The sequence below is a fragment of the Pseudidiomarina aquimaris genome, assembly GCF_003987395.1.
Classification (GTDB): domain Bacteria; phylum Pseudomonadota; class Gammaproteobacteria; order Enterobacterales; family Alteromonadaceae; genus Pseudidiomarina; species Pseudidiomarina aquimaris.
This window is the reverse complement of record NZ_PIPT01000003.1, coordinates 145516-169363: the sequence shown is the minus strand read 5'-3', so window position 1 is coordinate 169363 and position 23848 is coordinate 145516. Positions and strand designations below refer to the sequence as shown.

Sequence of the window (23848 nt, the reverse complement as noted above, 5' to 3'; positions counted from 1 at the left end):
TTGCCCGCTGCGGATCAAAATTCTAGTGCGACCTGTTGTGGCCCAAGCTGTTGTTCCAGCTCATAAATTAATTCGTCTTCTGGCGTTATGTACCATTCGGTTGCGGCTTGATAGCTGGCCTTTACATCCGGCCGTTGATAGTCAATAAGCAGCGGACATGCACCACCTTTATAGGCCTGCAACGTCGTTAACAGCTTCTTCATGCCAGCACCTTCTAGATGCTCTGGGCGTACCGCAACACGCAAGCCTTTGGCATATTGCTCGCGCATACCCGTTATGGTCATAACTTCTCGGGCGGTCATTGTATTGCCCCCCGAGTAATCATCAAAGCTGACCTCTCCTTTTATGACCAAAATTTGGTCTTTCGCCAGCAAATGCTCGTAATTTTCATAATCTTGTGCAAAAAAGCGTACATCAAAGCGGGCGGTCTTGTCATCTAACGTCACAATGGCCCAACGCGCGCCCTTCTTGTTCACCATCACCCGCATATCGATCACTAAACCTGCGATAGTGGTCATTTGGTCGCGCCCAGTGGGGCGGACATCGCTCAAATTGCATGGCACATAGTTGCGTAACTCACGACGGAAGCGATTGATCGGGTGTCCCGTTAAGTATAGTCCAAGGGTTTCACGCTCGCCGTCCAGCCAGATAGCCTCTGGCCACTCCGGCACTTTTTCGAATTCGTGCTCGATTTCGTCAGTATCGCTCGCTGTGGTTAATACGCCAAATAAGTCAGACTGCCCAATAGCCTCAGCGCGGGCATGCTGCTCGGCTTGGCGCATAGCTTTTTCTAAGGTTGCCATAAGCGCCGCGCGATGCGGCCCGAGAGAATCCATCGCGCCAGCACGAATCAAGCGTTCCAACACGCGGCGGTTAAGCTTTTTCAAATCCACCCGACAGCAGAAATCAAATAAATCACTAAACGCACCGCCTTCACTACGCGCTGCAAGGATTGCCTCAATCGGCCCCTCTCCTACGCCTTTGATAGCGCCGATACCGTAAACCACATTACCTTCATCATCGACGGTGAACTTATATTGACCGACATTAACGTCCGGTGGCATGAGCTTCAGTCCCATCTGCTCACATTCATCGACTAAGGTGACGATCTTGTCGGTGTTGTCCATATCGGCGGACATTACTGCAGCCATAAACTCTGCTGGATAATGGGTTTTCATCCACAGCGTTTGATACGACACCAAGGCATAGGCGGCCGAGTGTGATTTGTTGAAGCCGTAGCCAGCAAACTTCTCTACCAAGTCGAAAATTTTCATGGCGAGGTCAGGGTCAATGCCCTGCTTCTTAGCACCTTCGGCGAACACCGCGCGCTGCTTGGCCATTTCTTCTGGTTTCTTCTTACCCATCGCACGACGCAACAAGTCGGCGCCACCGAGTGAGTAGCCGGCCAAGACCTGGGCGATTTGCATTACCTGCTCTTGATACAAAATTACGCCGTAGGTCGGCTCGAGAATCGGCTTCAACCACTCGTGTTGGTAGTCTTTATCAGGGTAGGAGATCTGCTCGCGCCCGTGCTTACGGTCGATAAAGTTATCGACCATGCCGGATTGCAATGGACCCGGTCGGAACAAAGCAACCAAAGCGATGATGTCTTCGAAACTATCTGGCAACAGCTTTTTGATCAGCTGCTTCATACCGCTTGATTCAAGCTGAAACACAGCGGTCGTTTGCGCCTTTTTCAGTAACTTAAAGCAACGCGGGTCATCTAAGGGGATGCGCTCGATCGCAATCGGCTCCGCACCTTTACGGCTGCGTTTCGCATTCACCATATCAAGCGCCCACTGAATGATCGTCAGCGTCCGTAAGCCCAAAAAGTCGAACTTGACCAAGCCCGCCGCTTCAACATCGTTCTTATCGAATTGCGTGACCGGCTGTTTACCTTCTTCATCGCAGTATAACGGCGAAAAATCGGTGATTTTCTCAGGGGCGATGACCACACCACCTGCGTGTTTACCTGCGTTACGCGTTACCCCCTCAAGAATACGCGCCATATCAATCAAGTCGCGCACGTCTTCGTCTTGGTCGTACATTTCCGGTAAGCGCGGCTCAACCTCGAAGGCTTTCTCAAGGGTCATGCCCGGATCGCCTGGGACTAACTTGGTGATCTTGTCGACAAAGCCATAAGGATGGCCGAGCACACGACCCACGTCACGAATCGACGCTTTGGCCGCCATGGTACCGAAAGTGATGATCTGTGACACTGCCTCACGGCCATAGAGCTCGGCTACATGGTCAATGACCTCATCTCGACGCTCCATGCAAAAGTCGATATCAAAGTCAGGCATGGAGACCCGCTCTGGATTCAAGAATCGCTCGAATAGGAGATCGAGTTCTAGCGGGTCAAGGTCGGTAATTTTCAGTGCATAGGCAACTAAAGATCCGGCACCTGAACCACGCCCCGGGCCAACCGGAATATTGTTATCTTTCGACCACTGGATGAACTCCATAACGATCAGGAAGTAACCGGGGAAGCCCATTTGGTTAATCACGTCGAGCTCTATTTTTAGGCGCTCATCATATTCTTTGCGCTTCTCGGCGCGCTCAGCTTCGTCAGGAAAGAGCTGCAACAAACGCTCTTCGAGGCCCTCTTCCGATTTCTTGACCAAGAAATCTTCGGGGGTCATGCCACCGGTTGGAAACGCCGGTAGTACGTATTCATCAAGGGTAATGGTTACGTTACAGCGCTTGGCAATTTCGACGGTGTTGGCCAACGCTTCTGGAATATCGGCAAAGAGCTCAGCCATTTCTGCTGGGCTTTTCAGATATTGTTCACGACTGTATTTTTTCGGTCGGCGTTTATCGTCTAAGGTGTAGCCGTCTGCTACGGCAACCCGAACTTCGTGCGCATGAAAGTCTTCCGGTCGCAAGAAGACCACTTCGTTGGTCGCAACTACCGGCACATCTTGCTCAGCAGCCAACGCCACGGCGGCATGCAAGTAATCGTCTTCTTGCGGCCGACCCGTACGCAACAGTTCGAGATAATAACGATCGGGAAAGTGCTGTTGATAAAAAGCGAGTTCAGTTTCAGCTTCGGCTTTTCTATTTTGCAGTAGCTTGCGTCCCACATCGCCTTCGCGACCACCACTGAGTAACAACACACCGTTCGCATGTTCGGCTAGCCATTCTTTATTAACACAAGGTCGCCCTGCGCGATGCCCAGCCAAGTAGCCACGACTAATAAGCTGCGTCAGCTGCTGATAACCGTCATTGTTCATCGCCAGCGCAGTTAAGCGAAAAGGTTGCTCCTGACTGTCTGCCGTCCAGCCCTCAGGTAACACCCACAAATCGCAGCCGACAATCGGCTTGAGACCTTTGCCGTGGGTCGTACGATAGAACCGTACCAGGCCACACATGTTCATCTGATCGGTCAGCGCCAGCGCCGACATGCCTTGGTCGGCCGTAGCCGTGCAAATAGGTCCGACTTTGGCGAGGCCGTCAATCATCGAGAAATCACTATGCACCCGCAAGTGAATAAAGGCTGGCGTAGAGTCTTGAGCTTGTTCCGTCATGCGCAATCGGCGTTTCTTATCGTGAGACTATCCGTCTATTGTGCCGCATGCTAGCACTGATGTCATGCCCTGATTCAATCTGTTCGGGTGTCTTTTTGCGCTTATTCGACTAAGCTGAAGTCACACTTTTTACCGTTACAAACCTGAGGCTAAGATAATGAAAAATAAACTGCTATGGGTTCTTTTGCTGCTTACGTTTATACCAACTATATCAGCCCAAGAGCATACAATTGAGGTCATAAGTGACGGCCATCAGTTTACCGAGGGGCCGCTCTGGCACGATGATGCTTTATGGTTTTCCGATATCCCTGCCAGCACCATCTACCGCTGGCAGCCTGAGACCGGTAGCGAAGTCGCCGTGCGCCCTTCAAGTGGTGCCAACGGCTTGATTGCCGATGCCGACGGCAACTTACTCATGGCACAACACACTGCGCGACGTATTGCGCGTTTGAATGCCGATGGCACGCAGACGTCACTGGCTGATGCCTATGAAGGCAAACGACTCAACAGTCCCAATGACCTCGTACTTGGTGAAAATGGCGTGCTGTATTTTACCGACCCACCTTTTGCAGTGAGCGAAGAAGAGCAGGAGCTTGCTTTCGCTGGAGTTTTCGCCCTCTCAACAACGGGTGAATTAACTCTCATCGATGACCAACTGCACCGCCCTAATGGCATTATTTTAAGCCCTGATGAGCAGACACTTTATGTCACCGACGCCTATCGTTGGCAGATATTTGCTTACGATGTAAGCCCTGCAGGCATTACCAATAAGCGTTTGTTTGCCGAACTTGAAGGTGAATATGATCAAGGCATGGATGGCATGGCCGTAGCCGCCGACGGTACGCTATACGTTGCTGGCCCCGAGGGAATTTACGTCTACGACGCCAGCGGCGAGCTGCTTGAAACGATAGCCCTCCCCGACTTTACGGCGAATGTTACGTTAGTTGAGACCGATGGCCGCGTGCTCTACGTGACCAATCAGACTGAGATATTTAAAATCACCTTAAACTCAACTAACTAAGGCGAATATCATGCGTCCTCTTTCTGCTTATGTGCTTACCTCGCTGCTTGTTAGTGCCGGAGCGCTCTCGGTAGGTCATGCCGAAGAAACCGAAACCACCAAGCATGCTTATGCAGCGGGCTATCTCGCGGGCTTCACCTGCAGTGCGGTCTTTAATGGACAGAAAGAAATGGACGCCATTCGTCGCGATGAACTCACCGGCATCTACGACTTAGTTGCGGCGCAGGTGCAAGAGTTAACACCGAATATCGATCACCAACATAAGTTCGTCAGCGTGAGTTATGACGGCGGCAAACGTCAGCGTATTTCAGTTTGGCGACCCAAGCTTGGTTGTGTGGACTTGCCCGTTGGCGCCAGCAGCGCCGATCTGAAAAAAGTCGCTAACCCTTTTGCCGACAGTACAGCACCGAGCGCTGATTCAGGCGCGCCTTGGTCAGCTACACCCAATGGCTTAACTGCTGCGCAACAGCAGGCATTAGCAGAGGTGGTTGAGCGCGCCTTTAGCAAAGCTTACGGTAGTGGCGCACGTACTTCAGCCATTTTGGTCGCCACGCCTGAGCATATCCTCGCCGAGCAATACCTACCTGGTTTTACTCCAGAAACCGCACAGCGGACTTGGTCGGTAGCGAAAAGTATTGGCGCTAGTGTCATCGGGGTGGCGGTGCAACAACAATTACTCGAAGTCGACACACCTGCGGCCCTCGAGAATTGGTCTCATGAACTTGATCCACGTCGCCACATTACCCTAGCGAATTTATTGCACATGGCATCTGGCCTCGATAGCAATCGCGCCGGTAATCGTACCGATCGCGTGTATATGGGCGGCGGACTGGTGAGTGATACTGCAACCGAGCGTGCGCTCGAAGTGACGCCAGGTGAGCGCTGGAAATACGCCAACAACGATACGCTTTTGGCCCTACGTACACTGCGTGAGCGCTTCGCTACCAGCGATGGCTATCTGCGTTTCCCGTATGAGCAGCTACTCGATAAAGTCGGTATGCATCACACCTTTTTGGAAACCGATTGGCAGGATGACTTTATTCTGTCTTCACAAGTGTGGACCACCGCGCGAGATCTCGCCCGGCTAGGTGTATTGCACCTGCAGAACGGACAATGGAACGGCGAGCAGCTTTTACCTAACGACTGGCTTGCGTACATCAGCACCCCCGCGCCAGCACAGCCGCCTGAAGGTGCCCCTGGTTATGGGGCGCAATGGTGGCTCTATAATGAGCGTTTCCCTGAACTACCGAATGATACCATTGCTGCGCGCGGGAACCGCGGTCAATTTTTAGTGATCATCCCGAGTCACAACCTCGTGATTGTCCGTCGCGGCTACGATATCGCCGGTGAGCCAGGCTTTAATGAACATGATTTTGCGCGCGACGTATTAGGGGCTCTCGCGCTCTAAATAAATGCGGTAGTAACCATTTTTATCCGTGGCATCGAAGATTGTGGAATAATCTTCGGTGTACCACGGCATCTCAATCAAGGCTTTTTGCAAGCGCATCATGGTATCGATCGGCGCGGTGGTGTTTGCGGATACTTGCACCTCGCATAAGCTCATGCGGCAGTTTACTTCGCCTAAATAGTCCTCAGACAACCCCGTCACTTCAGAGAAAATACGCTCGACATCGCTGCTCACTTGGTAATTCCAATCTTGATCCACTCCTTCCCTTTGCAAACGCTCTGGGTAACTCTGCGCCCGTTGTAACTGCGCCATCATACGCGCGGTCGCCTCATCTTCAGTGGCTGGGCGAACCACTGTAGCAACCTGTCGGATGTCGTCTTGTGGCACCGGCGTTGTGGCGCTAGGTTGTTGCTCAGATAGCTTGCTGGTGGTACCGAGGTTTTCGTTTGTTACTTCATTTCCCGGAGAACGCTTCGCCGGCTGCGAAGCTGTTGCTGAAGCTTGCTCGTCGCCGTTTACTAAGGACGTATTCGGTTCCGCAACAGTGTCATTATGCGCTCGCCACAGCAGTGCACTCAGTACCAAAATGACAACCCAATAGCTTAAATGGACAAACTTCGACATAGGTTTAACAATCCCTTTTGTTAACTTTTCTTTTAAAAAAGTTAGCACAAGCAACTGCAACGCCACAAGCAATTGTGATACAACTAATTCTAATTTCGATTAAATTTCTAGCGAGATAGACATGACAGAGCTTTCCCACAAGCAACTCAAAAACTATCAACGTGCGCACCGCGATACCTGGAACCAAGGCTTATCGCTGCGCGTCCATCGCGCGCTCAGTTGGCTCGACCGAGCTGAACAAGAGCGTGCCCGAGAAGATCTGGATGCCGAGTTCCTGTTTTTGTGGATCAGCTTCAACGCCGCGTACGCCAGTGAATACACCCATGATCAACGCTTACAGCAGCGCGATGCTTTTGCGCGGTTTTTCACCCGCATTGTCGACTACGACGAAACGCAACAGCTTTATCAGGTCATCTGGCAACACTACCCCACCAAGATCCGCACCTTGATGGATAACCCTTATGTTTTTCAGCCATTTTGGGATTGTGCCTCTGGCCGTAACCCAGCAGACAGTTGGCAAGACACTTTCGCTTCAGCCAAGCGCGCAGCACATCAAGCACTGGCGGAAAGTAATGTCGTAACAAGCCTGAGCATCATCATGGATCGACTCTATACACTCCGAAATCAATTGGTGCACGGTGGTGCCACTTGGAATGGTGGACTTAATCGCGAGCAATTGCGCGATGCCTGCGGTATTCTTGCAGCTCTATTACCTATTACCTTGCAACTGATGATGCAGCACGGCAACGAAGTCTGGGCTGATGCCGCATACTTCATCACTGATTAAAACTTCCTGAGGCACGCATGCAACCGGTCATTTTGTTTATTCATGGCTTCGGCTCGAATGGTTTTGGTAGTAAAGCGCAAATAATGCGCGACTACTGTGCCAAGCACGATATTCGCTTTATTGCGCCATCGCTTTCTCATATCCCAGCCCTTGCATGGCAAACCTTAACTGAATTGGTAGAGCAACTATCTGCTCTGTTGGCGCCCCAGCAGCTTTGCGTGATGGGCTCTTCACTGGGTGGTTTTTATGCCCATTGCCTGGCAGTCAAATATCATCTTAAAGTCGTGCTCATTAACCCTTCGATGCACGCTGGAACCTCATTGCAACGTGCTTTGGGTGAGGCTATCAATTACTACGATAACAGTCCTTATGAGTGGCGCGAAAGTTACGTCGACACTCTGCTACAACTCGAGCCAACGTACCCTTCAGCACTTAGCGACGATAATTGCTGGCTGCTTGCGCAAACCGCTGATGAACTTTTGGACTATCGTGAAGCTGTCATCGCGTTGCCTCACGCACGTCAAACTATCGAGACTGGGGGCGATCACGGTTTTGTCGACTTCGCGCGCTATCCTGCTCAAATCATAGCTTTTTTCAAAGGTACTGATTAGCTTAGAAAAGCGTGGGTAAAATCTAGACAGCTCATGCCTTAACGAGTAAGGTTAAGAAACGTCCCCAGATTATTAATATGGCACGGCAATGGGCTACCGCAGTAAAACTTTGACCACTCCTACCGTACTCATCTTTGCGTTGCTTGGGTGCCAATCTGCTGCGGCTGAACAAGAGCACTTTTTCGCACTTTTTGACGATGAGACTGCAATCGTTGCACCCACCGCTACTAGCCAACAAGATCCAGCTTTAGAAGCACGCTTGGACGAGCTGATGGACGGTGACTTAGTTCCCAGTAACCGTAGCGCGCTAAACGAATTATTACGTAATGTCGACGTCGATACCCCAGTCGAAACCTTTGTCCGTGCGCAGGGCTATCAAGTGTTAACGCTTGCCTTGGAGCAAAAACTACCCGCGGCATTGGCCATTGCCAACGAAGTGCAAAGCATTGCGCAAAAGAGCGGTAATCCTAATGCGATTGCCGAAGTGCAAATCGATTTTGCTGAAATTTATTTAGCCAACGCCGACTATGCGCAGGCGTTAGTCGAAGCAGAAAGCGTCGAAGCACTGTTGCCTGACGTGACGAATCCTCGGGTACGCTATCATGCCCATCATTTGATCGCGCGTACCTTGCAACAAAATGGACAAATCCCCAAGGCACTCGAGCACTTGCTCGCCGCTCAGACGTTAATCCCACAAACGGAGCCATCTGAACAGCAACGTCGTCGGCAATTTTTGAACCTTCATCTAGCACGCATGCAAGCTAACCTCGGACGCTGGGAAGCGTCTGCACAAACAGCTGAAAATGCCATTAGTGACGCATTGCGCTCAGGCAATAACAATCACCTCCCCGAACTCTACTTGGTTGCGGCTTATTCGCGGCAATATGCCGAGGGGCCTTCAAATGAGATTGTCGCAGCGTTTCTTAAAGCCGCAGAGTCCGGTCGCTTATTGGATAACCCTCGGGTCGAAATGTTGGCCTATAACAATGCGGGCGCAGCCAAGCTGTTAATGTCCGAACTTGATGAGGCGAAGCTCTATCTACAACAAGGGCTCGCCGTCGCAAAAGAGATCGGTAACGTCAATGAACGCTCTGTAACCGAGTTCAACCTTGGCTACATCAAAGTATTACAAGGGGAACATGAGCAAGGGCTAGAAGAAATGCTGGCCGCCGCCGAAGTGTTCAACAGCTTTGCACAAAAGCGTGAGCAAGCCATCCTGTTAACCCACATCGCGCGCGCCTACGAAGTTGCCGGTAACTATAAAAAGCAGGCAGAAGTGTTGCAGCAGCAAGTGGAAATGACATCCGAGTTGGCTACCGAAGAACGCGAGCAAAAGATCAGCGAGCTCGAAGTGCGTTATCAAGCAGCAGAAAAATCCTATGAGATAAAATTACTAGAACAACAAGCTGATCTCCAAGAACAAGAGTTAGCCGTCAAACAACGCCAACAACAACTCTTCGCTGTGGCTGCCGGCTCGCTGATCCTGCTTATCCTGCTGTTCGCCTTTGGCTACCGCAAAACGCGGCGACTCAATGCCCTGTTGAACGATGCCAATAACGAACTCCATGAACAATCACTCCGTGATCCATTAACGGGCCTCTACAATCGACGCGCTATCTATGACCGATTACTACAAGATGACAAGCGTCTTTACACCGGTGATCACGCATTATTTATAATTGACATTGACCATTTTAAAACCATCAACGACAAGCACGGCCATAGCGTTGGCGATGAAGTCTTAATTGAGTTCGGCCGCCGCTTGCGACAGGCAGTTCGCAAAACGGACATGGCGGTACGGTGGGGTGGTGAAGAGTTTTTGATCGTGTTGGAACATGTCAACAGCGAGCAAGTTTTACAAGTCGCGCGCAAACTCCTCAGTGACATCAGTGGCAAAGCATTCCATACCAGCGTGGGGCGTTTGCATATCACCCTTAGCGGCGGTTGTAACGTCATCGCCAGCAGTCGGATGCCACCGAACTGGGAAGAGACGGTAAAACAGGCCGATGCTCTGCTCTACCAAGCGAAAGCGGAAGGCCGCAATCGGATCCGCTATCAGCTGCCAAACAACGAACCGCAGACATTAGTAGTGCGGTAATAAAAAAGGCCGCAACAAGTGCGGCCTTCTGTTCGTCGTTAAGACGGACGAGCAGCTAACAGGTTAGAGACTTGCTAGTGCTTCATTCAACGTCGCTGACGGACGCATCGCTTTGCTTACCAGTTCACCATTTGGCTGATAGTAACCGCCAATTTCAACTGCATTGCCCTGCACGCCATTGAGTTCATCAACAATTTTTGCTTCGTTTTCATTCAAGAAGCTTGCCAATTTACCCATGCGCGCAGCTAAGTCCGCATCTTCAGTTTGCGCCGCGAGAGCTTCGGCCCAGTACATGCCCAGGTAGAAATGGCTACCACGGTTATCGATTTGACCTAGCTTACGTGCTGGCGATTTATCGTTTTCTAAGAACTTCGCAGTCGCTTTGTCTAAAGCATCAGCTAAAATCTGTGCACGTTGGTTGTCAGTGCGCTGTGCTAGATGCTCAAGCGAAGCCGCCAACGCTAAGAACTCACCGAGTGAATCCCAACGCAGGTAGTTTTCTTCAACAAACTGTTGCACGTGCTTAGGTGCAGAACCACCAGCGCCCGTCTCAAACAAACCACCACCGTTCATCAGTGGCACGATTGACAACATTTTCGCTGAAGTGCCCAATTCAAGAATTGGGAACAAGTCAGTCAAGTAGTCACGTAATACGTTACCGGTGACAGAAATAGTGTCCTTGCCTTCTTTCATGCGCTGTAATGTGTGACGCGTCGCATCAACCGGCGCCATGATTTGAATATCAAGACCGTCAGTGTCGTGCTCTTTCAGATATGTCTCGACTTTTTCAATCAACTGAGCGTCGTGGGCACGATTTGCATCAAGCCAGAAGACCGCAGGCATGCCGCTTAAACGTGAACGGTTCACTGCAAGTTTGACCCAATCGCGAATCGGCGCATCTTTGACTTGGCACATACGCCAAATGTCACCTTGCTTCACGTCATGCGAGAAAACCTCTTCACCCGCTTGGTTCAAAACTTTCACCGTACCATCCGCTGGAATTTCAAAAGTCTTGTCATGCGAGCCGTATTCTTCGGCTTTCTGTGCCATCAAGCCAACGTTCGGGCAGGTACCCATAGTTGCTGGATCAAACGCACCATTTTCACGACAGAAGGTAATGGTTTCTTGATACACACCGGCATAACAACGGTCAGGGATCATCGCACGGGTGTCTTGACGCTCGTCGTTTTTGTTCCACATTTTGCCCGAGTCGCGGATCATCGCTGGCATTGAAGCGTCGATGATGACATCGCTTGGTACGTGCAAGTTGGTGATACCTTTGTGTGAGTTCACCATCGCCAAATCAGGCTGGTTGTCGTACACCGCTTGAATATCGGCTTCGACTTCTGCACGTTGTTCGGCTGGCAAGTCAGCGATTTTTGCTAGCACATCGCCAAAACCATTGGTGGCATCAACGCCTAATTCTTTAAATAGCTCGCCATGCTTGTCGAACAACTCTTTGAAGTAAACTTTGACCGCATGACCAAACATGATGGGGTCAGAGACTTTCATCATGGTTGCTTTCAAATGCAACGAGAGCAAAACGCCTTCTTCTTTCGCCTTCGCAGTTTCACGGGCGAAAAACTCTTGTAGCTGCGCCACATCCATACGCGCTGAATCAACAACTTCACCAGCCAGCACTTTGACCGAGTCTTTCAGTACAGTCTGACCCGCTGGCGTATTTAGCACGATTTTTAAGTCGTCTGCTTGCGCAAACGTAGTTGACTGCTCGCTGCTGTAAAAGTCGCCATCATCCATGTGAGCAACACGTGTTTGTGAATCCTTGCTCCATGCGCCCATACGGTGTGGGTGTTTCTTGGCATAGTTTTTAACAGACGCCGGCGCGCGACGGTCTGAGTTACCTTCACGTAACACAGGGTTTACCGCAGAACCTTTAACCTTGTCATAACGCGCTTTGATGTCGCGCTCTTCGTCAGTTTTTGGTTCAAACGGATAGTCAGGTAAGGCATAGCCTTGGCTTTGCAATTCTTTGATACAGGCCGTCAACTGCGGAATTGAAGCACTGATGTTTGGCAATTTGATGATGTTGGCCTCTGGCGTTTTCGCCAGCTCACCCAGTTCTGCCAAAGCATCATTGATCCGCTGTTCTTCACTTAAAAATTCTGGGAACAACGCAATGACACGCCCCGCCAAAGAAATATCACGAGTTTCAACTGAAACGCCTGCAGCATCAGTAAAGGCGCGGATAATCGGCAACAACGAATAGGTCGCTAAACGCGGCGCTTCGTCGGTTTCCGTGTAGATAATCTTTGATTTGTCATTCGCCATAGTCATTCCTTACTTGGTTGCACTAACCTACTCACAAATAGGTTCGTAAAGGATGTGAAAAGTGGCGCGAAGTATAGCAATAAAGCGGATTATAGACCAGTAAGCATAGCTTGAAATTGAGTATTCATAATATGAATTATGGCCTTACCTATCTTTGACAGTTCCACAACGAAAGTCTATTCCTTCTTTATCCGTGCGGTCATTCGGGTAACGAATAACGAATAACGAATAATAGAGAGGAACCCACGATGCTACTCAAATGGATAAAAATACTACTTACCTTAGCGCTAAGTTACCTTTGTCTTTTTTACGCCCTACAAAATATCGCTAATGTTGACGCTGTTTTTGGCGTAATGTCGGCAGTAATGGGTATGGACGGTCACCAGTATTACCCTCAAACCTTCGCTGTAAACGTGACACAACCCAGTTTGGTATGGTTTGCAGCGACTTTAGTTATCGCTGCGGAGTTTATCGCAGGCCTGGTTTTACTCTTTGCCACTTGGAGGTTACTCGGCGCACGTAATGAAAGTGTTGTTTTTCAAGCACAAAAGTATTGGGTTTTGGTCGGTGCCGGTATTGCGTTACTGGTATGGTTTGGCTTTTTCCAAGTCATCGGTGGCGCATTTTTTCAAATGTGGCAGACCGAGCTGGGCGACGCATCCATGCGCGGAGCTTTTATCTATTTAGCTTCCATCGCCTTGATCACTTGGTTTATCTATCAACCTGAGCGGGAATAAAAGGCACCAGTCAAACCTAAAAAAAGGGACAGCCAAGCTATCCCTTTTACTGTAAGTATGTAAGTAAAGCTATTTAAAACTTATAGCTGACCTTGCCATACACGAAGCTACCACGAGGGTTATGTACTGAAGAAGCATAACCATATAGGTCTCCATCACCATCACCGATAGCAAATGGAGGTTCTTCGTCTAAGACATTGGTACCGCCAAACACCAACTGCATGCTCGCTGAAACATCATAACGAACCTGCAAGTCTAACAGTGTTTGTGCATCGATCATTCTAGCTTCACTCGCTTCTACAGCTTGTGGCGCTTGGTAATCCTCAAACTCACCGATATAAGTCAGGGTCGCAGTTGCGCCAAGCACTCCACGTGTCCAATTTGCGGAAGCCACCCAACGGTGCTCGGGGTAATTATATTCGCCCGCATAGTCGATACCATTTTTCTCAAACTTATTCATGTATGACCAATCTAAGGCAAATTTAAGATCGCCCATATCCTCAAGAGACATGCCATAGTTTGTTGAAAAATCGATACCATTAGCTTCTTGTGAGCTAATATTGATATAGCTGTTATACAGACGTGACAACGGACCCAGAGTTTCGCCTGGTAGCGGATCTAAACGCACACACACGGTGCTGTTTTGGTTGTTACACTCAGCTTGATAAACCAACTCAAAGTCATTTCGATCAATTTTATTGTCTTGAGTGATTGACCAGATATCCGCACTAATATCCCAGTCTCGGTTGACCTGCCAAACTGCGCCAAGGTTCCAACTCTCAGAGGTTTCAGCTTCAAGATTTGGGTTACCACCAAACACGATGGTGTAGTCGGTCGCCGCACACGCTGGATTGCTCGGATCAACTTCAGGGCAACGATAGGTATCGAGGAAGAACTGTGACACCTGTGACGGCCCAAGACCAATTTGCGCCAGTGACGGAGCACGGAAACCTTCACCATAAGAAGCTCGGAAACTTAAGGTATCTGACGCATTCCAACGCAGCTTCACTTGTGGATTAGTAGTGGTTCCAAAATCGCTATAATCATCGTGACGGGCTGCAACACTCAATTCAAGGTCATCGGTTAGTGGCGCTAAAAACTCAACGTACGCAGCCCACTGGTCACGCTCAGCGCTAGCTGAAACCGACTCAGTACCAAAGATTAAACCACGCTGGAACTGATCATCAGGGATGTCTTCAACGTCTTCCTCGCGATATTCAAAGCCGGCTGCCATCATTACGGGACGACCAGCAAGTTCGAAGGCTTCACCGGTGATACTCCCGTCAACTGCAGTAAGGTGAGATTCACCACGACGTACAAGGCTTGTAGTAATTGCATCAATCACGCTTTGCGGGTTGGTCACACCACCGAACGGATTATACCGGCCAGCATTGATTTCTTCCTGCAGCAAGTCAGTACGTACCCAACCTTGCGACTTGTCGCCGGTTTGCAACGAACGGCTACGTGCTTTTTGCACTGCAACGTCCCAGTCCCACATACCGACCATACCGCGCAAGCCTGCTACTAAACGCAATGTATCCGACTCAATACTCCAGACCCGATTGCCAGCATCAACTGTACGATAACGGTTAATATCAACCCGCTCTCCCCATGGATTATTCGGATGATCTGCCGGCACATATAAACCTGCATCTAGGTCCAGTGGTGTCGCAGCACCACCTGCCATTGACGAATTGTGCTGCGCGGCAATTTCCAAGTAGCCTTCAACATTATTACCCAGTTCGCGATTCGCAAGAATTAATGCGCCCACCCGCTCAGATTCAGGAATCGTCATCGTCCACGGACCATAGTCGTAGACACAGGTTTGACCGAACGCATTTTCTGCTGGACAACCGGGATCAATAACCACTTCACCATTGAGGATGAAGTTCCCTGGATAACCACGTGATGAGCGAAAATCATTACCACCATAAGGTGCTTGGTTGGCGGTACCGAATCGGCCCATCTCATAGCCCATGATGGATGAGTTTTTGAAGTAATCGAGAATAACAGTGGTGTTGCCCGATGAATCGCCATTACCCCAGACTGTGCTAAACGTTGTTTCATCGTACGAAGGCCCAGTGGTACCGCCGTAACCCGCATTGAACTCAGTGCCTACATAATCGTCACGCAAAATAACGTTGACTACACCTGCAACCGCATCAGATCCATAGATGGCCGAAGCGCCGTCTTTTAAAATATCAATGCGCTCAATGGCCGCTACCGGAATGGTATTGATATCGACAAACGAGTTGGCAACCCCTTCGGCGAACGCCGATACGTTCACGCGGCGCCCATTCACAAGTACCAATGTCGCATCTGCGCCAAAGCCACGCAGACTTACTGCTGCCCCGCCGTTGGCGGTAGAGTCTTGGCTATTGCCACGCGTTGAGAAAGTTCCCACGCCAGCAGCCGGATTACGCTCCAGCAACTGTTGTAGATTAGAAAAACCCGAAGCCTCTATTTCATCGCGCGAGATGACATCTACAGGAGATGCGCCTTCAAGATCTGTGCGGTTGATACGTGAACCGGTAACTTGAATACGTTCGTCAGCCTCAGCACTAGAGTCATTCTCTTGAGCGATAGTCTGTGGAGAGTAAAAAGCACTGAGAGCCAGTGCGCACAACGATAATTGAAATGGTGTTTTCATGATGATATTCCCTGGATAATTTTCCACATGAGTTAACATATTCTTAAAGAATATGAACTTAACTTATGGCATAAAACAAGAAATTCAGCAAGATAACAGTGTAATGAAAATGTAAAGCCCGCCAAACCTCAACGGCTTGACGGGCTTTTTAGCAGACTTTATTCGACTAAAGTCGTAGTCAGTCTTAGTCGATGGTCGGCGCAGTCAAACCACGACGCTCAAGTAACGCATCTACCGTAGGCTTTTGGCCACGGAAGTCGATGTACTGTTGCATTGGGTCTTTGCTGTTACCTTTCGACAAAATCGCATCACGAAATGCTTGGCCGTTTTCCAAGGTCAAACCGCCATTGTCTTGTACGAATTTAAAGGCATCTGCAGCTAATACTTCTGACCACATGTAAGCGTAGTAACCAGCTGAATAGCCGCCAGCAAACACGTGTGCAAAGAAGTTAGACTTGTAACGTGGTGGTACCGCTTCAACCGCTACGCCATTGCGTGTTAATGCAGCTTGTTCGAAGCTGTTAACGTCCGCAATACCCGCTGCTGAATCAGGAGTAAGCGTATGATACTCAAGGTCTAGCAATGCTGCGGCAATGTACTCAAGGGTGTCGTAACCCATGTTGAAGTTTTTCGCAGCCATTACTTTATCAAGCAATTCTTGTGGGATTTGCTCGCCTGTCTCATGGTGCTTCGCCATATTAGCGATAACTTTCGGGTTCAACGTCCAGTCTTCTTGGAAGGTTGACGGGAATTCAACATAGTCACGTGATACCGAAGTACCTGCCAGTGACGGGTAAGTTACGTCAGAGAACATGCCGTGCAACGCGTGCCCCATTTCGTGGAACATGGTGCTTACTTCGTCAAAGCTCAACAATGTAGGTTCGCCATCAGGTGCTTTGGTGATGTTCATGTTGTTCAAGATCACTGGCTTGTTACCAAGCAAGTGCGACTGACTAACAAATGAGCTCATCCATGCACCACCACGCTTACCGTCGCGGGTAAACCAGTCGCCATAGAACAAGCCAAGGCTTTCACCGTTAACGTCTTTCACTTCGTAAACAACGATGTCGTCTGCATACGTTGGAATATCGTCACGTTTTTCGAAAGTAATACCGAACAACTGGTTCATTGCGTAGAAAACGCCGTCTTCAACCACACGGTTGAACTCGAAATATTGCTTCACTTCATTTGAGTCGAGCGCATATTTCTCAGCACGTACTTTCTCTGCGTAGTATGCCCAGTCCCATGGCTGAACTTCGAAATCACCGCCTTCGCCATCAATCACTTGTTGGATTTCGGCCATTTCGGCTTCAACGTTGCTTACTACTGCTGGCACTAAGTCACGCAACATTTGTTGTGCGGCACTTGGCGTAGCGGCCATGCTTTGCTCAAGTACGTAAGCACCCCAGTTTTCATAACCCAGAAGCTGCGCTTTTTCAGCACGCAACTGCGCCATTTGTTTAACCAGTGGACGGTTGTCCGTTGCGGTGTTGCCAGAGCCACGCTCGGCAGAAGCACGCCAAACTTTTTCGCGCAGTTCGCGATTTTCAAGCGACTGTAAAATTGGCTGACGTGTGGTGTTGGTGACCGTGATCACATACTTTCCAGACATGTCTTTAGCTTCAGCAGTTGCGGCTAATTGTGCAATTTGTGAATCGCTCAAACCAGCAAGCTCTGCTTTGTCTTCAACCACAACCATATTCTCGTCAACCAGACTCATGAGGTTGTTACGGAATTCAGTGGTCAGCGACGAAAGCTCAGAGTTAATTTCGCGAATTCGCGCTTTTTGCTCTTCGTTTAACTCTGCACCCGCGCGAACGAAACCTTTATAGGTATCTTCAATCAAGCGCAACTCTTCGCCTTCAAACTGGTCACGGTTTTCATAGACCGTTTTCACGCGTGCGAACAAATCAGGGTTCAGACTGATATTATCGCCGTGCGCCGCATACTTAGGCGCCATTTTTACTTGCAAAGCACGGAAGTCATCGTTGCCAGCAGAGCCTGCAACGTTACCGAATACTGAGCTCACACGACCTAACAAAGCACCTGATTTTTCCATGGCAACGATGGTATTTTCAAACGTCGCTGGTTCTGGGTTGTTAGCAATCGCTTCGATTTCAGCAGTGTGCTGTTCCATCCCTGCAAGTAACGCAGGTTCGTAATGAGCAAACTCGATTTGAGTGAAATCTGGTGCATGGAAAGGCAAGGTGCTTTCTGCATAGAACGGATTCGATTCATTGAAGGTTGCCGCAGCGGTCTGTTGCTCGGCTTGTTGAACTTGTTGTTCAGCTTGTTGTTCAGTTGTTTGCGCTGCTTCTTTATCGGCACATGCAGCAACAGTTAGTGCGGCACCAATAGCAACGGCGATCAGGCTTTTACGCATGAGTAAGACTCCCCTGTGAATTATGTAGCCCTTTACCATAGCAGATCGGGCTAGTTTATAACGTTCAATAATGTAACCGTTGGTAAACAGGGGCTCAAGAGCTTTTCGTAGCGCAAAACCTACATTTGAGCGGATTACGCTACTTCTTTGACAGGAATTAGGGGAGCTAAGCCATATTTGGCGCGGGCTTTATCACAAAACGGGTTGGCTGCCTCATCGCCAGCCACAAACTCACGACAAGGAGACGGGCGATTGTTATAGATGCTACAACCTACCTGCTTACCAATCTCGCCTTCGAGCGCAACACAGCGCGGCTCGGCCTGATTAGTGCCTTGCATACAGAGTAAATGAGGATGAAAGTTTTCGGTGAGTTCAGAAGGAACGTAACCCGCAGGAGCGCCAGTGGCTTCTCCCCAGTAAAACGAAACACGATAGGTGGCGCAGCAAGCCCCACACGTCAAGCAGGCCGAAACCGTACTCATCGCGCAACACTCCACAACAAAAAATCATGTTTGAAATGGCGGAGCGGACGGGACTCGAACCCGCGACCCCCGGCGTGACAGGCCGGTATTCTAACCAACTGAACTACCGCTCCGCAGCGGTGATTTGCGTTTCAGGAAAGTGGCGGAGCGGACGGGACTCGAACCCGCGACCCCCGGCGTGACAGGCCGGTATTCTAACCAACTGAACTACCGCTCCAACTTCCTGATTCTGGGTTTCCCGAGTGGGTCCCCCCGAATGCGGAGCGAATATTACGAGGGCTGTTCATTCCCGTCAACCTTTTTTTTGAAGATTTATTCCGTTTGCCTGAAAAACAATCAGATCGTACTATTTTTACAAGTTTTGCATCCCCTCGCGGGTTCGCAAAGCCCCCGCTTTCAGGTACTCTTGCTACTTCATGATGCTTAAGCTCAGGACTATCTTACCATGCGACAAATCGTTCTCGACACGGAAACTACGGGTCTCGACCCAGCGCGCGGACATCGAATTATCGAAATTGGCGCAGTTGAATTGATTGGCCGTAAACTCACTGGAAACACTTTCCACGTTTATATCAACCCGCAACGTGTGGTTGAGCAGGAGGCCATTGAAGTACATGGTATCACCAATGAGTTTCTGCAGGACAAGCCGGTGTTCTCGCAAATTGCCGATGAATTTTTGCAGTTTATTGACGGTGGCGAATTGGTTATTCACAACGCCGCATTCGACGTAGGCTTTATGGACCACGAGTTTGCCCTGCTCCGCAACGGCACCGGCAAAACAACGGACTATTGTAAGGTTCTCGATACCCTAATGCTGGCACGCGAAATGCGTCCAGGGCAGAAAAATAATCTCGATGCGCTCTGTCGAGCTTTTGGCATCGACAACTCCAACCGTACTTTCCACGGCGCACTATTGGATGCTGAATTGCTCGCCGATGTCTACCTCGCGATGACCGGTGGACAAACCAAACTTGAACTCGCAAGCCAAAAGAAAAACCATCAGCATAATGGACAAGCTGTCGATTGGAGTCGCGTTACCAATAAACCGCAATTGAAGGTTGTGAAAGCCACAGCAGCCGAAGAGCAAGCGCACCGAGAGCGGTTGCAATTAATTGATGCGCCGCTCTGGCAGGAGCCGAACTCGTGAGTGGAGCCAAGAAACACGTCCATATTTATACCGACGGCTCGTGCCTAGGCAATCCAGGACCCGGTGGCTACGGAATTGTTATCGAGTATGGCAAACATCACAAAGAAATGAGCGAGGGCTTCCGCCTGACGACCAATAATCGTATGGAAATGTTGGCGGCGGTGAAAGCCCTAGAAATACTTAACCAACCTTGTGAAGTGACCCTTACCTCAGATAGCCAGTATCTAAAGGACGGCATTCAGAAATGGATCCACAACTGGAAGCGCAATGGCTGGCGAACAGCCGCAAAAAAGGCAGTAAAAAATGCTGACTTGTGGCGCGCTCTAGATGCAGCGGCCCAACGTCACACGATTCATTGGAAGTGGGTCAAAGGCCATGCTGGACATCCGCAAAATGAGCGCTGCGATGAGCTGGCACGACAAGCAGCCAGTGGCGACAAACTCGCTGAGGACACTGGCTACGAAGGGTAACTTAGCCGGCTTTATTCACCGGTGACTTGTGGGTACTTTTTCTCTTCCCAAGCCTGCATACCGCCATCCACTGAATAAACTTTATCAAAGCCCATACGCTGCAGCGACTCTGCAGCCAGAGCCGAGCGACCACCCGAGCGGCAAATGAGATACAGTGGCTGCTCTGCGATGCGCTGCAATGCATCATCATAGCCAGCGACATCGGGATGTTGGTTGAGTTGCATTTCGAGTACGCCACGTGGCATGTTCACCGCCTGGCGAATATGTCCTGCTGCGTATTCACCTGGCTCACGCACATCAATCACCCGTGCGCCTTCAGCAATCCGCTCCTGCAATTGCTCAACATTGATTTCTTCAACATTACCTTTTGCGGTTGCACATAATTCTTGTGGACTTAACATCATCACTCCTTTAATTGCGTCTGGTTCGCTAAGGGAACCGTCTGTAAGTTCGGTTGTACTCGTTTACGTTTGCTGCGCTCTGGTAACAACGTCAGCGGATACTCGCGTTTGCGCGCCACGATAAAATAACAGCTCGCCAGTTGCGGCAGCCATTGATGCGCTTTTGTTGCCAATCGCTCAGGCCACTGCCAACGTTGTTGAAGGAAGCTTGGCGCAAAGTAATGCGTTTCGCATACCTCAAAATTTAAAAGCGCCAGCCAGTCCAAAACGCGTGCTCTAGTAAAAGAACGTCCTCGCCATGGTAGTTGGTTCACCTGCCGCGGCCACAATTGTTGCACCTGATGCCAGGCGAACGGATTAAAGCCGACGTAAATTAATTTACCATCAGCGATAAGACTATGACTTACTTCTCTTAATACTTGGTGCGGATCTTGCGCAAATTCAAGCTCACAGGCTAAAAGAATTGCATCAAGGCTAGCTTCGGCAAAGGGCAACTGAGTCGATTCAGCACACACGTTGACATGTTTGCCGTGCCCTTCTGCCAAGGTAAAACAATGCTTGATCGCAGACTTTGGTAAACTCAGATGAGCGCTCAAGGGACCTACCGCGGCAAAATGATAACCATAGAGACGCTCGATATGCGGCGCCAACACTTGCTCAACCTGGCTTTGTAACCAAGTGCCATGCGCAACGTCCTGCCAGTTCGCTGGTGCTGCTGTACGTTTATCTCGCAAAGCGGGTTTTAACATCGTGCTCGTGGCCCTGTATACTGATGGCAATGCTAGCAACTAAAGATGAATGCGCCATGATTATTACGCCCATCCCTGCTTTTGATGATAACTACATTTGGGCTATTCAGCCAACACAGAATGCGGATGCCGTCATCGTCGATCCAGGTGATGAAGCTCCCGTATTAAAATGGTTAGAACAGCAAGGTATTGGCCTCGCCAGTATCCTGATCACCCATCATCATTGGGATCATACCGATGGTCTACTGCCGCTGTTAGAACATTTTGAGGTTCCGGTCTATGGTCCAAACAACCCCAAAATACAAGGTATCAGTCAAAAGTTACACGAAGGCGACCGTTTTATTCCAGCGGGATTAACCGTCGAGTTTCAAGTCATCGAAACACCGGGTCACACCCTTGATCACTTGAGTTTCTATACCCCAGACACAGCTGAGGGCATGTTATTTTGCGGGGATACCCTCTTCAGTGCAGGTTGCGGACGCATGTTCGAAGGAACGGCACCTCAATTTTTCGCATCTTTACGTAAATTGGCAGAACTTCCAGCGACAACACACGTCTATTGTACGCACGAATACACCGCTGCAAATTTGCGTTTTGCGCGTGCTGCAGAGCCCGATAATATGGCAATCGAAGCTGCGCAAAATGAGGTGGCAAAGCTACGTGAACAACATCAGCCTTCACTGCCCTCGCGACTCGAGCGTGAACTTGCAATAAATCCGTTCCTCCGCGCCAAAGACGCCGCGGAGTTCGGTAAGTTAAGGCAGTGGAAAGATAACTTTTAAAACCGTAAACTGCGCTACAGTACGCACGAATTTCAACCTACCGATAGGAAGGCATGCATGAAAAAATTGATAATGCTGACGCTGAGTGCGTCGGTTTTGGCTGCTTGCCAATCAACGCCGACGGACACTGCGAAAACAACAACTACAAACCAGCAAGATCAAAGCACTCACGTTGAAACGCAAACTGCAAAGCCACAACCGCCGGTGCAACAACAAGTGCAATTGTTAAACCCTGAGCTAATTGCACCCTTGCCAGTAGTCGAAGAGATCACTCCGCAACAAGAAGCTGACTTATGGCAACGTATCCGTCGGCAATTGACCATGCAAATACCGGAAAATGCACGCATTGATGCGCAACGTAAATTTTACTTGCAGCACCCAACTTACATGGATCGTGTCGCCAAGCGTGCAGCACCATTCATGCACTTAATTGTTGAAGAGATTGAAAAGCGCAATTTACCGCTTGAACTGGCGCTCTTACCCATTGTTGAAAGTGCATTCGACCCATTTGCCTATTCCCATGGCAGTGCTTCAGGAATTTGGCAGTTTATTCCGGGTACGGCACGGCAGTATGGTTTGGATATCAACTGGTGGTATGACGGTCGTCGCGACGTCTATTCAGCTACCCACGCCGCACTCGATTATCTCACCGCTTTAAATGAGCGTTTCGATAACTGGCTGCATGCGCTCGCTGCCTATAATTCTGGCGGTGGCAGAGTGAACTCGGCGATTCGTCGTAATGCACGAGCTGGCAAACCAACCGACTTCTGGTCTCTTGATCTACCACGGGAAACCCGTGCCTATGTGCCGAAGCTGCTAGCGTTGGCAGATATTTTAAGCCAACAAGAGAAATATCAGGTGAGTTGGCTACCGATTGAAAATGAACCTTATCTACAAGTGGTTGAAACGGGTAGTCAGATCGACCTCGCCTTAGCAGCAGAAAAATCAGGCTTAGAGTTGCAGCAGTTGCATCATTACAACTCTGGCTATAACCGCTGGGCGACCAACCCTGAAGGGCCACATCGTCTGCTATTACCGTTGGAAAATGCCGAACGTCTGCAGCAATGGCTTGCCAACGCTGAACAACAAGATCTTGTGCGTTGGCACCGCCACAAAGTAAAGTCAGGTGAGAGCCTGATCGTGATTGCCAAGCAATACCACACGACGCCTCATGCCATTCAGCAAGCCAACAATTTAACCGGCCATTTGATTCGTGCGGGTGATTATTTAGTCGTTCCTGCGGCATCACGTGAGCTAGATGACTACAGCCTCTCTGCCGATCAGCGCCTGACGGCCACTCAATCGCAGCAGCAAGGAAGCTACAAGATTGATCACACGATTCAACGCGGCGATACCTTGTGGGATTTAAGCCGCAAATATGACGTTAATTTACGCCAACTTGCCAAATGGAATGGCATGGCTCCCACCGACCCACTACGCCCAGGGCGTAAGTTAGTGGTTTGGCAGGGAGAGGAGAAAACTTCAGGGGTGACGCGTAACATTCATTATCAAGTGCGCTCTGGCGACTCTTTAGCGCGTATTGCGAGCCGCTTCAATGTCACCATCCGCGATATTGAAAAGTGGAATCAGATCAATCGCCGTAATTACTTACAACCAGGGCAACGCTTGAAACTTATCGTCGACGTGACCCGCATGACAAACGACATATAAAGCCACAGTTT

At 49.8% G+C, this 23848-nt stretch carries 18 protein-coding genes and 2 tRNA genes; 10 read left to right on the top strand and 10 right to left on the bottom strand.

Translation table 11 applies throughout. From position 1 onward, the window contains the following. Nucleotides 1-14: 14 nt before the first annotated feature. Nucleotides 15-3527: a DNA polymerase III subunit alpha gene (gene dnaE / locus CWE21_RS05275; protein WP_126833401.1), complete on the bottom strand. Its 3513-nt coding sequence runs from the start codon at nucleotides 3525-3527 to the stop codon at nucleotides 15-17. Between the two features lie 157 nt (nucleotides 3528-3684). Between dnaE and CWE21_RS05270 the strand changes: the two genes are divergently transcribed. Beyond that, nucleotides 3685-4548 (top strand): SMP-30/gluconolactonase/LRE family protein, encoded by an 864-nt coding sequence (locus CWE21_RS05270; protein ID WP_126833400.1) that lies wholly within the window; start codon nucleotides 3685-3687, stop codon nucleotides 4546-4548. Between the two features lie 10 nt (nucleotides 4549-4558). Continuing rightward, entirely contained in the window at nucleotides 4559-5956 is a 1398-nt protein-coding gene (locus tag CWE21_RS05265; RefSeq protein ID WP_126833399.1) for a serine hydrolase domain-containing protein, read from the top strand. Here CWE21_RS05265 and CWE21_RS05260 read toward each other — a convergent pair. Next, nucleotides 5936-6580 (bottom strand): hypothetical protein, encoded by a 645-nt coding sequence (locus CWE21_RS05260; protein WP_126833398.1) that lies wholly within the window; start codon nucleotides 6578-6580, stop codon nucleotides 5936-5938. The two genes, CWE21_RS05265 and CWE21_RS05260, sit on opposite strands and share 21 nt — an antisense overlap. Nucleotides 6581-6701: 121 nt before the next feature. Here CWE21_RS05260 and CWE21_RS05255 point away from each other — a divergent pair, with 121 nt between their 5' ends. From CWE21_RS05255 to CWE21_RS05245, 3 genes are all read left to right on the top strand, one after another. Continuing rightward, nucleotides 6702-7367: a HEPN domain-containing protein gene (locus tag CWE21_RS05255; protein ID WP_157982731.1), complete on the top strand. Its 666-nt coding sequence runs from the start codon at nucleotides 6702-6704 to the stop codon at nucleotides 7365-7367. Between the two features lie 17 nt (nucleotides 7368-7384). Beyond that, nucleotides 7385-7978 (top strand): YqiA/YcfP family alpha/beta fold hydrolase, encoded by a 594-nt coding sequence (locus CWE21_RS05250; RefSeq protein WP_126833396.1) that lies wholly within the window; start codon nucleotides 7385-7387, stop codon nucleotides 7976-7978. A gap of 88 nt (nucleotides 7979-8066) precedes the next feature. Further along, the gene (locus CWE21_RS05245) at nucleotides 8067-10076 is read left to right on the top strand and encodes a GGDEF domain-containing protein (protein ID WP_126833395.1); all 2010 of its coding nucleotides are present in this window, start codon (nucleotides 8067-8069) and stop codon (nucleotides 10074-10076) included. A 63-nt stretch (nucleotides 10077-10139) separates the two neighbouring features. Here CWE21_RS05245 and CWE21_RS05240 read toward each other — a convergent pair whose 3' ends face one another. Next, nucleotides 10140-12365 (bottom strand): NADP-dependent isocitrate dehydrogenase, encoded by a 2226-nt coding sequence (locus tag CWE21_RS05240; RefSeq protein WP_126833394.1) that lies wholly within the window; start codon nucleotides 12363-12365, stop codon nucleotides 10140-10142. 248 nt (nucleotides 12366-12613) lie between these two features. Between CWE21_RS05240 and CWE21_RS05235 the strand changes: the two genes are divergently transcribed. Further along, nucleotides 12614-13102: a DUF2165 family protein gene (locus CWE21_RS05235; RefSeq protein ID WP_126833393.1), complete on the top strand. Its 489-nt coding sequence runs from the start codon at nucleotides 12614-12616 to the stop codon at nucleotides 13100-13102. Between the two features lie 73 nt (nucleotides 13103-13175). On the opposite strand, the gene CWE21_RS05230 is transcribed toward CWE21_RS05235, so the two are convergent. The 5 genes from CWE21_RS05230 to CWE21_RS05210 all read right to left on the bottom strand — a co-directional run bounded on the left by CWE21_RS05230 (nucleotide 13176) and on the right by CWE21_RS05210 (nucleotide 18834). Continuing rightward, entirely contained in the window at nucleotides 13176-15752 is a 2577-nt protein-coding gene (locus tag CWE21_RS05230) for a TonB-dependent receptor plug domain-containing protein (RefSeq protein ID WP_126833392.1), read from the bottom strand. 184 nt (nucleotides 15753-15936) lie between these two features. Further along, the gene (locus CWE21_RS05225; protein WP_126833391.1) at nucleotides 15937-18135 is read right to left on the bottom strand and encodes a M3 family metallopeptidase; all 2199 of its coding nucleotides are present in this window, start codon (nucleotides 18133-18135) and stop codon (nucleotides 15937-15939) included. A gap of 134 nt (nucleotides 18136-18269) precedes the next feature. Then, a complete protein-coding gene (locus CWE21_RS05220; protein WP_126833390.1) occupies nucleotides 18270-18617 on the bottom strand; it encodes a YkgJ family cysteine cluster protein in 348 nt (115 codons plus the stop codon). Nucleotides 18618-18653: 36 nt separating this feature from the next. Further along, nucleotides 18654-18730: transfer RNA gene (locus tag CWE21_RS05215), tRNA-Asp, on the bottom strand. Nucleotides 18731-18757: 27 nt separating this feature from the next. Beyond that, a tRNA-Asp gene (locus CWE21_RS05210) sits at nucleotides 18758-18834 on the bottom strand. A 228-nt stretch (nucleotides 18835-19062) separates the two neighbouring features. Between CWE21_RS05210 and dnaQ the strand changes: the two genes are divergently transcribed. After that, nucleotides 19063-19764 carry a DNA polymerase III subunit epsilon gene (dnaQ, locus tag CWE21_RS05205; RefSeq protein ID WP_126833389.1) on the top strand — a complete coding sequence of 234 codons (702 nt, stop codon included), beginning with the start codon at nucleotides 19063-19065 and terminating at the stop codon, nucleotides 19762-19764. Next, nucleotides 19761-20234, top strand: a complete 474-nt coding sequence (rnhA, locus tag CWE21_RS05200) for a ribonuclease HI (protein ID WP_198675063.1) — start codon at nucleotides 19761-19763, stop codon at nucleotides 20232-20234. The genes dnaQ and rnhA overlap by 4 nt, the downstream gene beginning before the upstream one ends. Nucleotides 20235-20245: 11 nt before the next feature. Here rnhA and CWE21_RS05195 read toward each other — a convergent pair whose 3' ends face one another. After that, nucleotides 20246-20635 (bottom strand): rhodanese-like domain-containing protein, encoded by a 390-nt coding sequence (locus CWE21_RS05195; RefSeq protein WP_126833388.1) that lies wholly within the window; start codon nucleotides 20633-20635, stop codon nucleotides 20246-20248. A gap of 2 nt (nucleotides 20636-20637) precedes the next feature. Continuing rightward, nucleotides 20638-21384: a class I SAM-dependent methyltransferase gene (locus CWE21_RS05190; RefSeq protein ID WP_126833387.1), complete on the bottom strand. Its 747-nt coding sequence runs from the start codon at nucleotides 21382-21384 to the stop codon at nucleotides 20638-20640. 56 nt (nucleotides 21385-21440) lie between these two features. Between CWE21_RS05190 and gloB the strand changes: the two genes are divergently transcribed. Then, nucleotides 21441-22166, top strand: a complete 726-nt coding sequence (gene gloB, locus CWE21_RS05185; RefSeq protein ID WP_126833386.1) for a hydroxyacylglutathione hydrolase — start codon at nucleotides 21441-21443, stop codon at nucleotides 22164-22166. Nucleotides 22167-22223: 57 nt separating this feature from the next. Then, nucleotides 22224-23837 carry a LysM peptidoglycan-binding domain-containing protein gene (locus tag CWE21_RS05180; protein ID WP_126833385.1) on the top strand — a complete coding sequence of 538 codons (1614 nt, stop codon included), beginning with the start codon at nucleotides 22224-22226 and terminating at the stop codon, nucleotides 23835-23837. The last annotated feature ends 11 nt before the right edge of the window (nucleotides 23838-23848 follow it).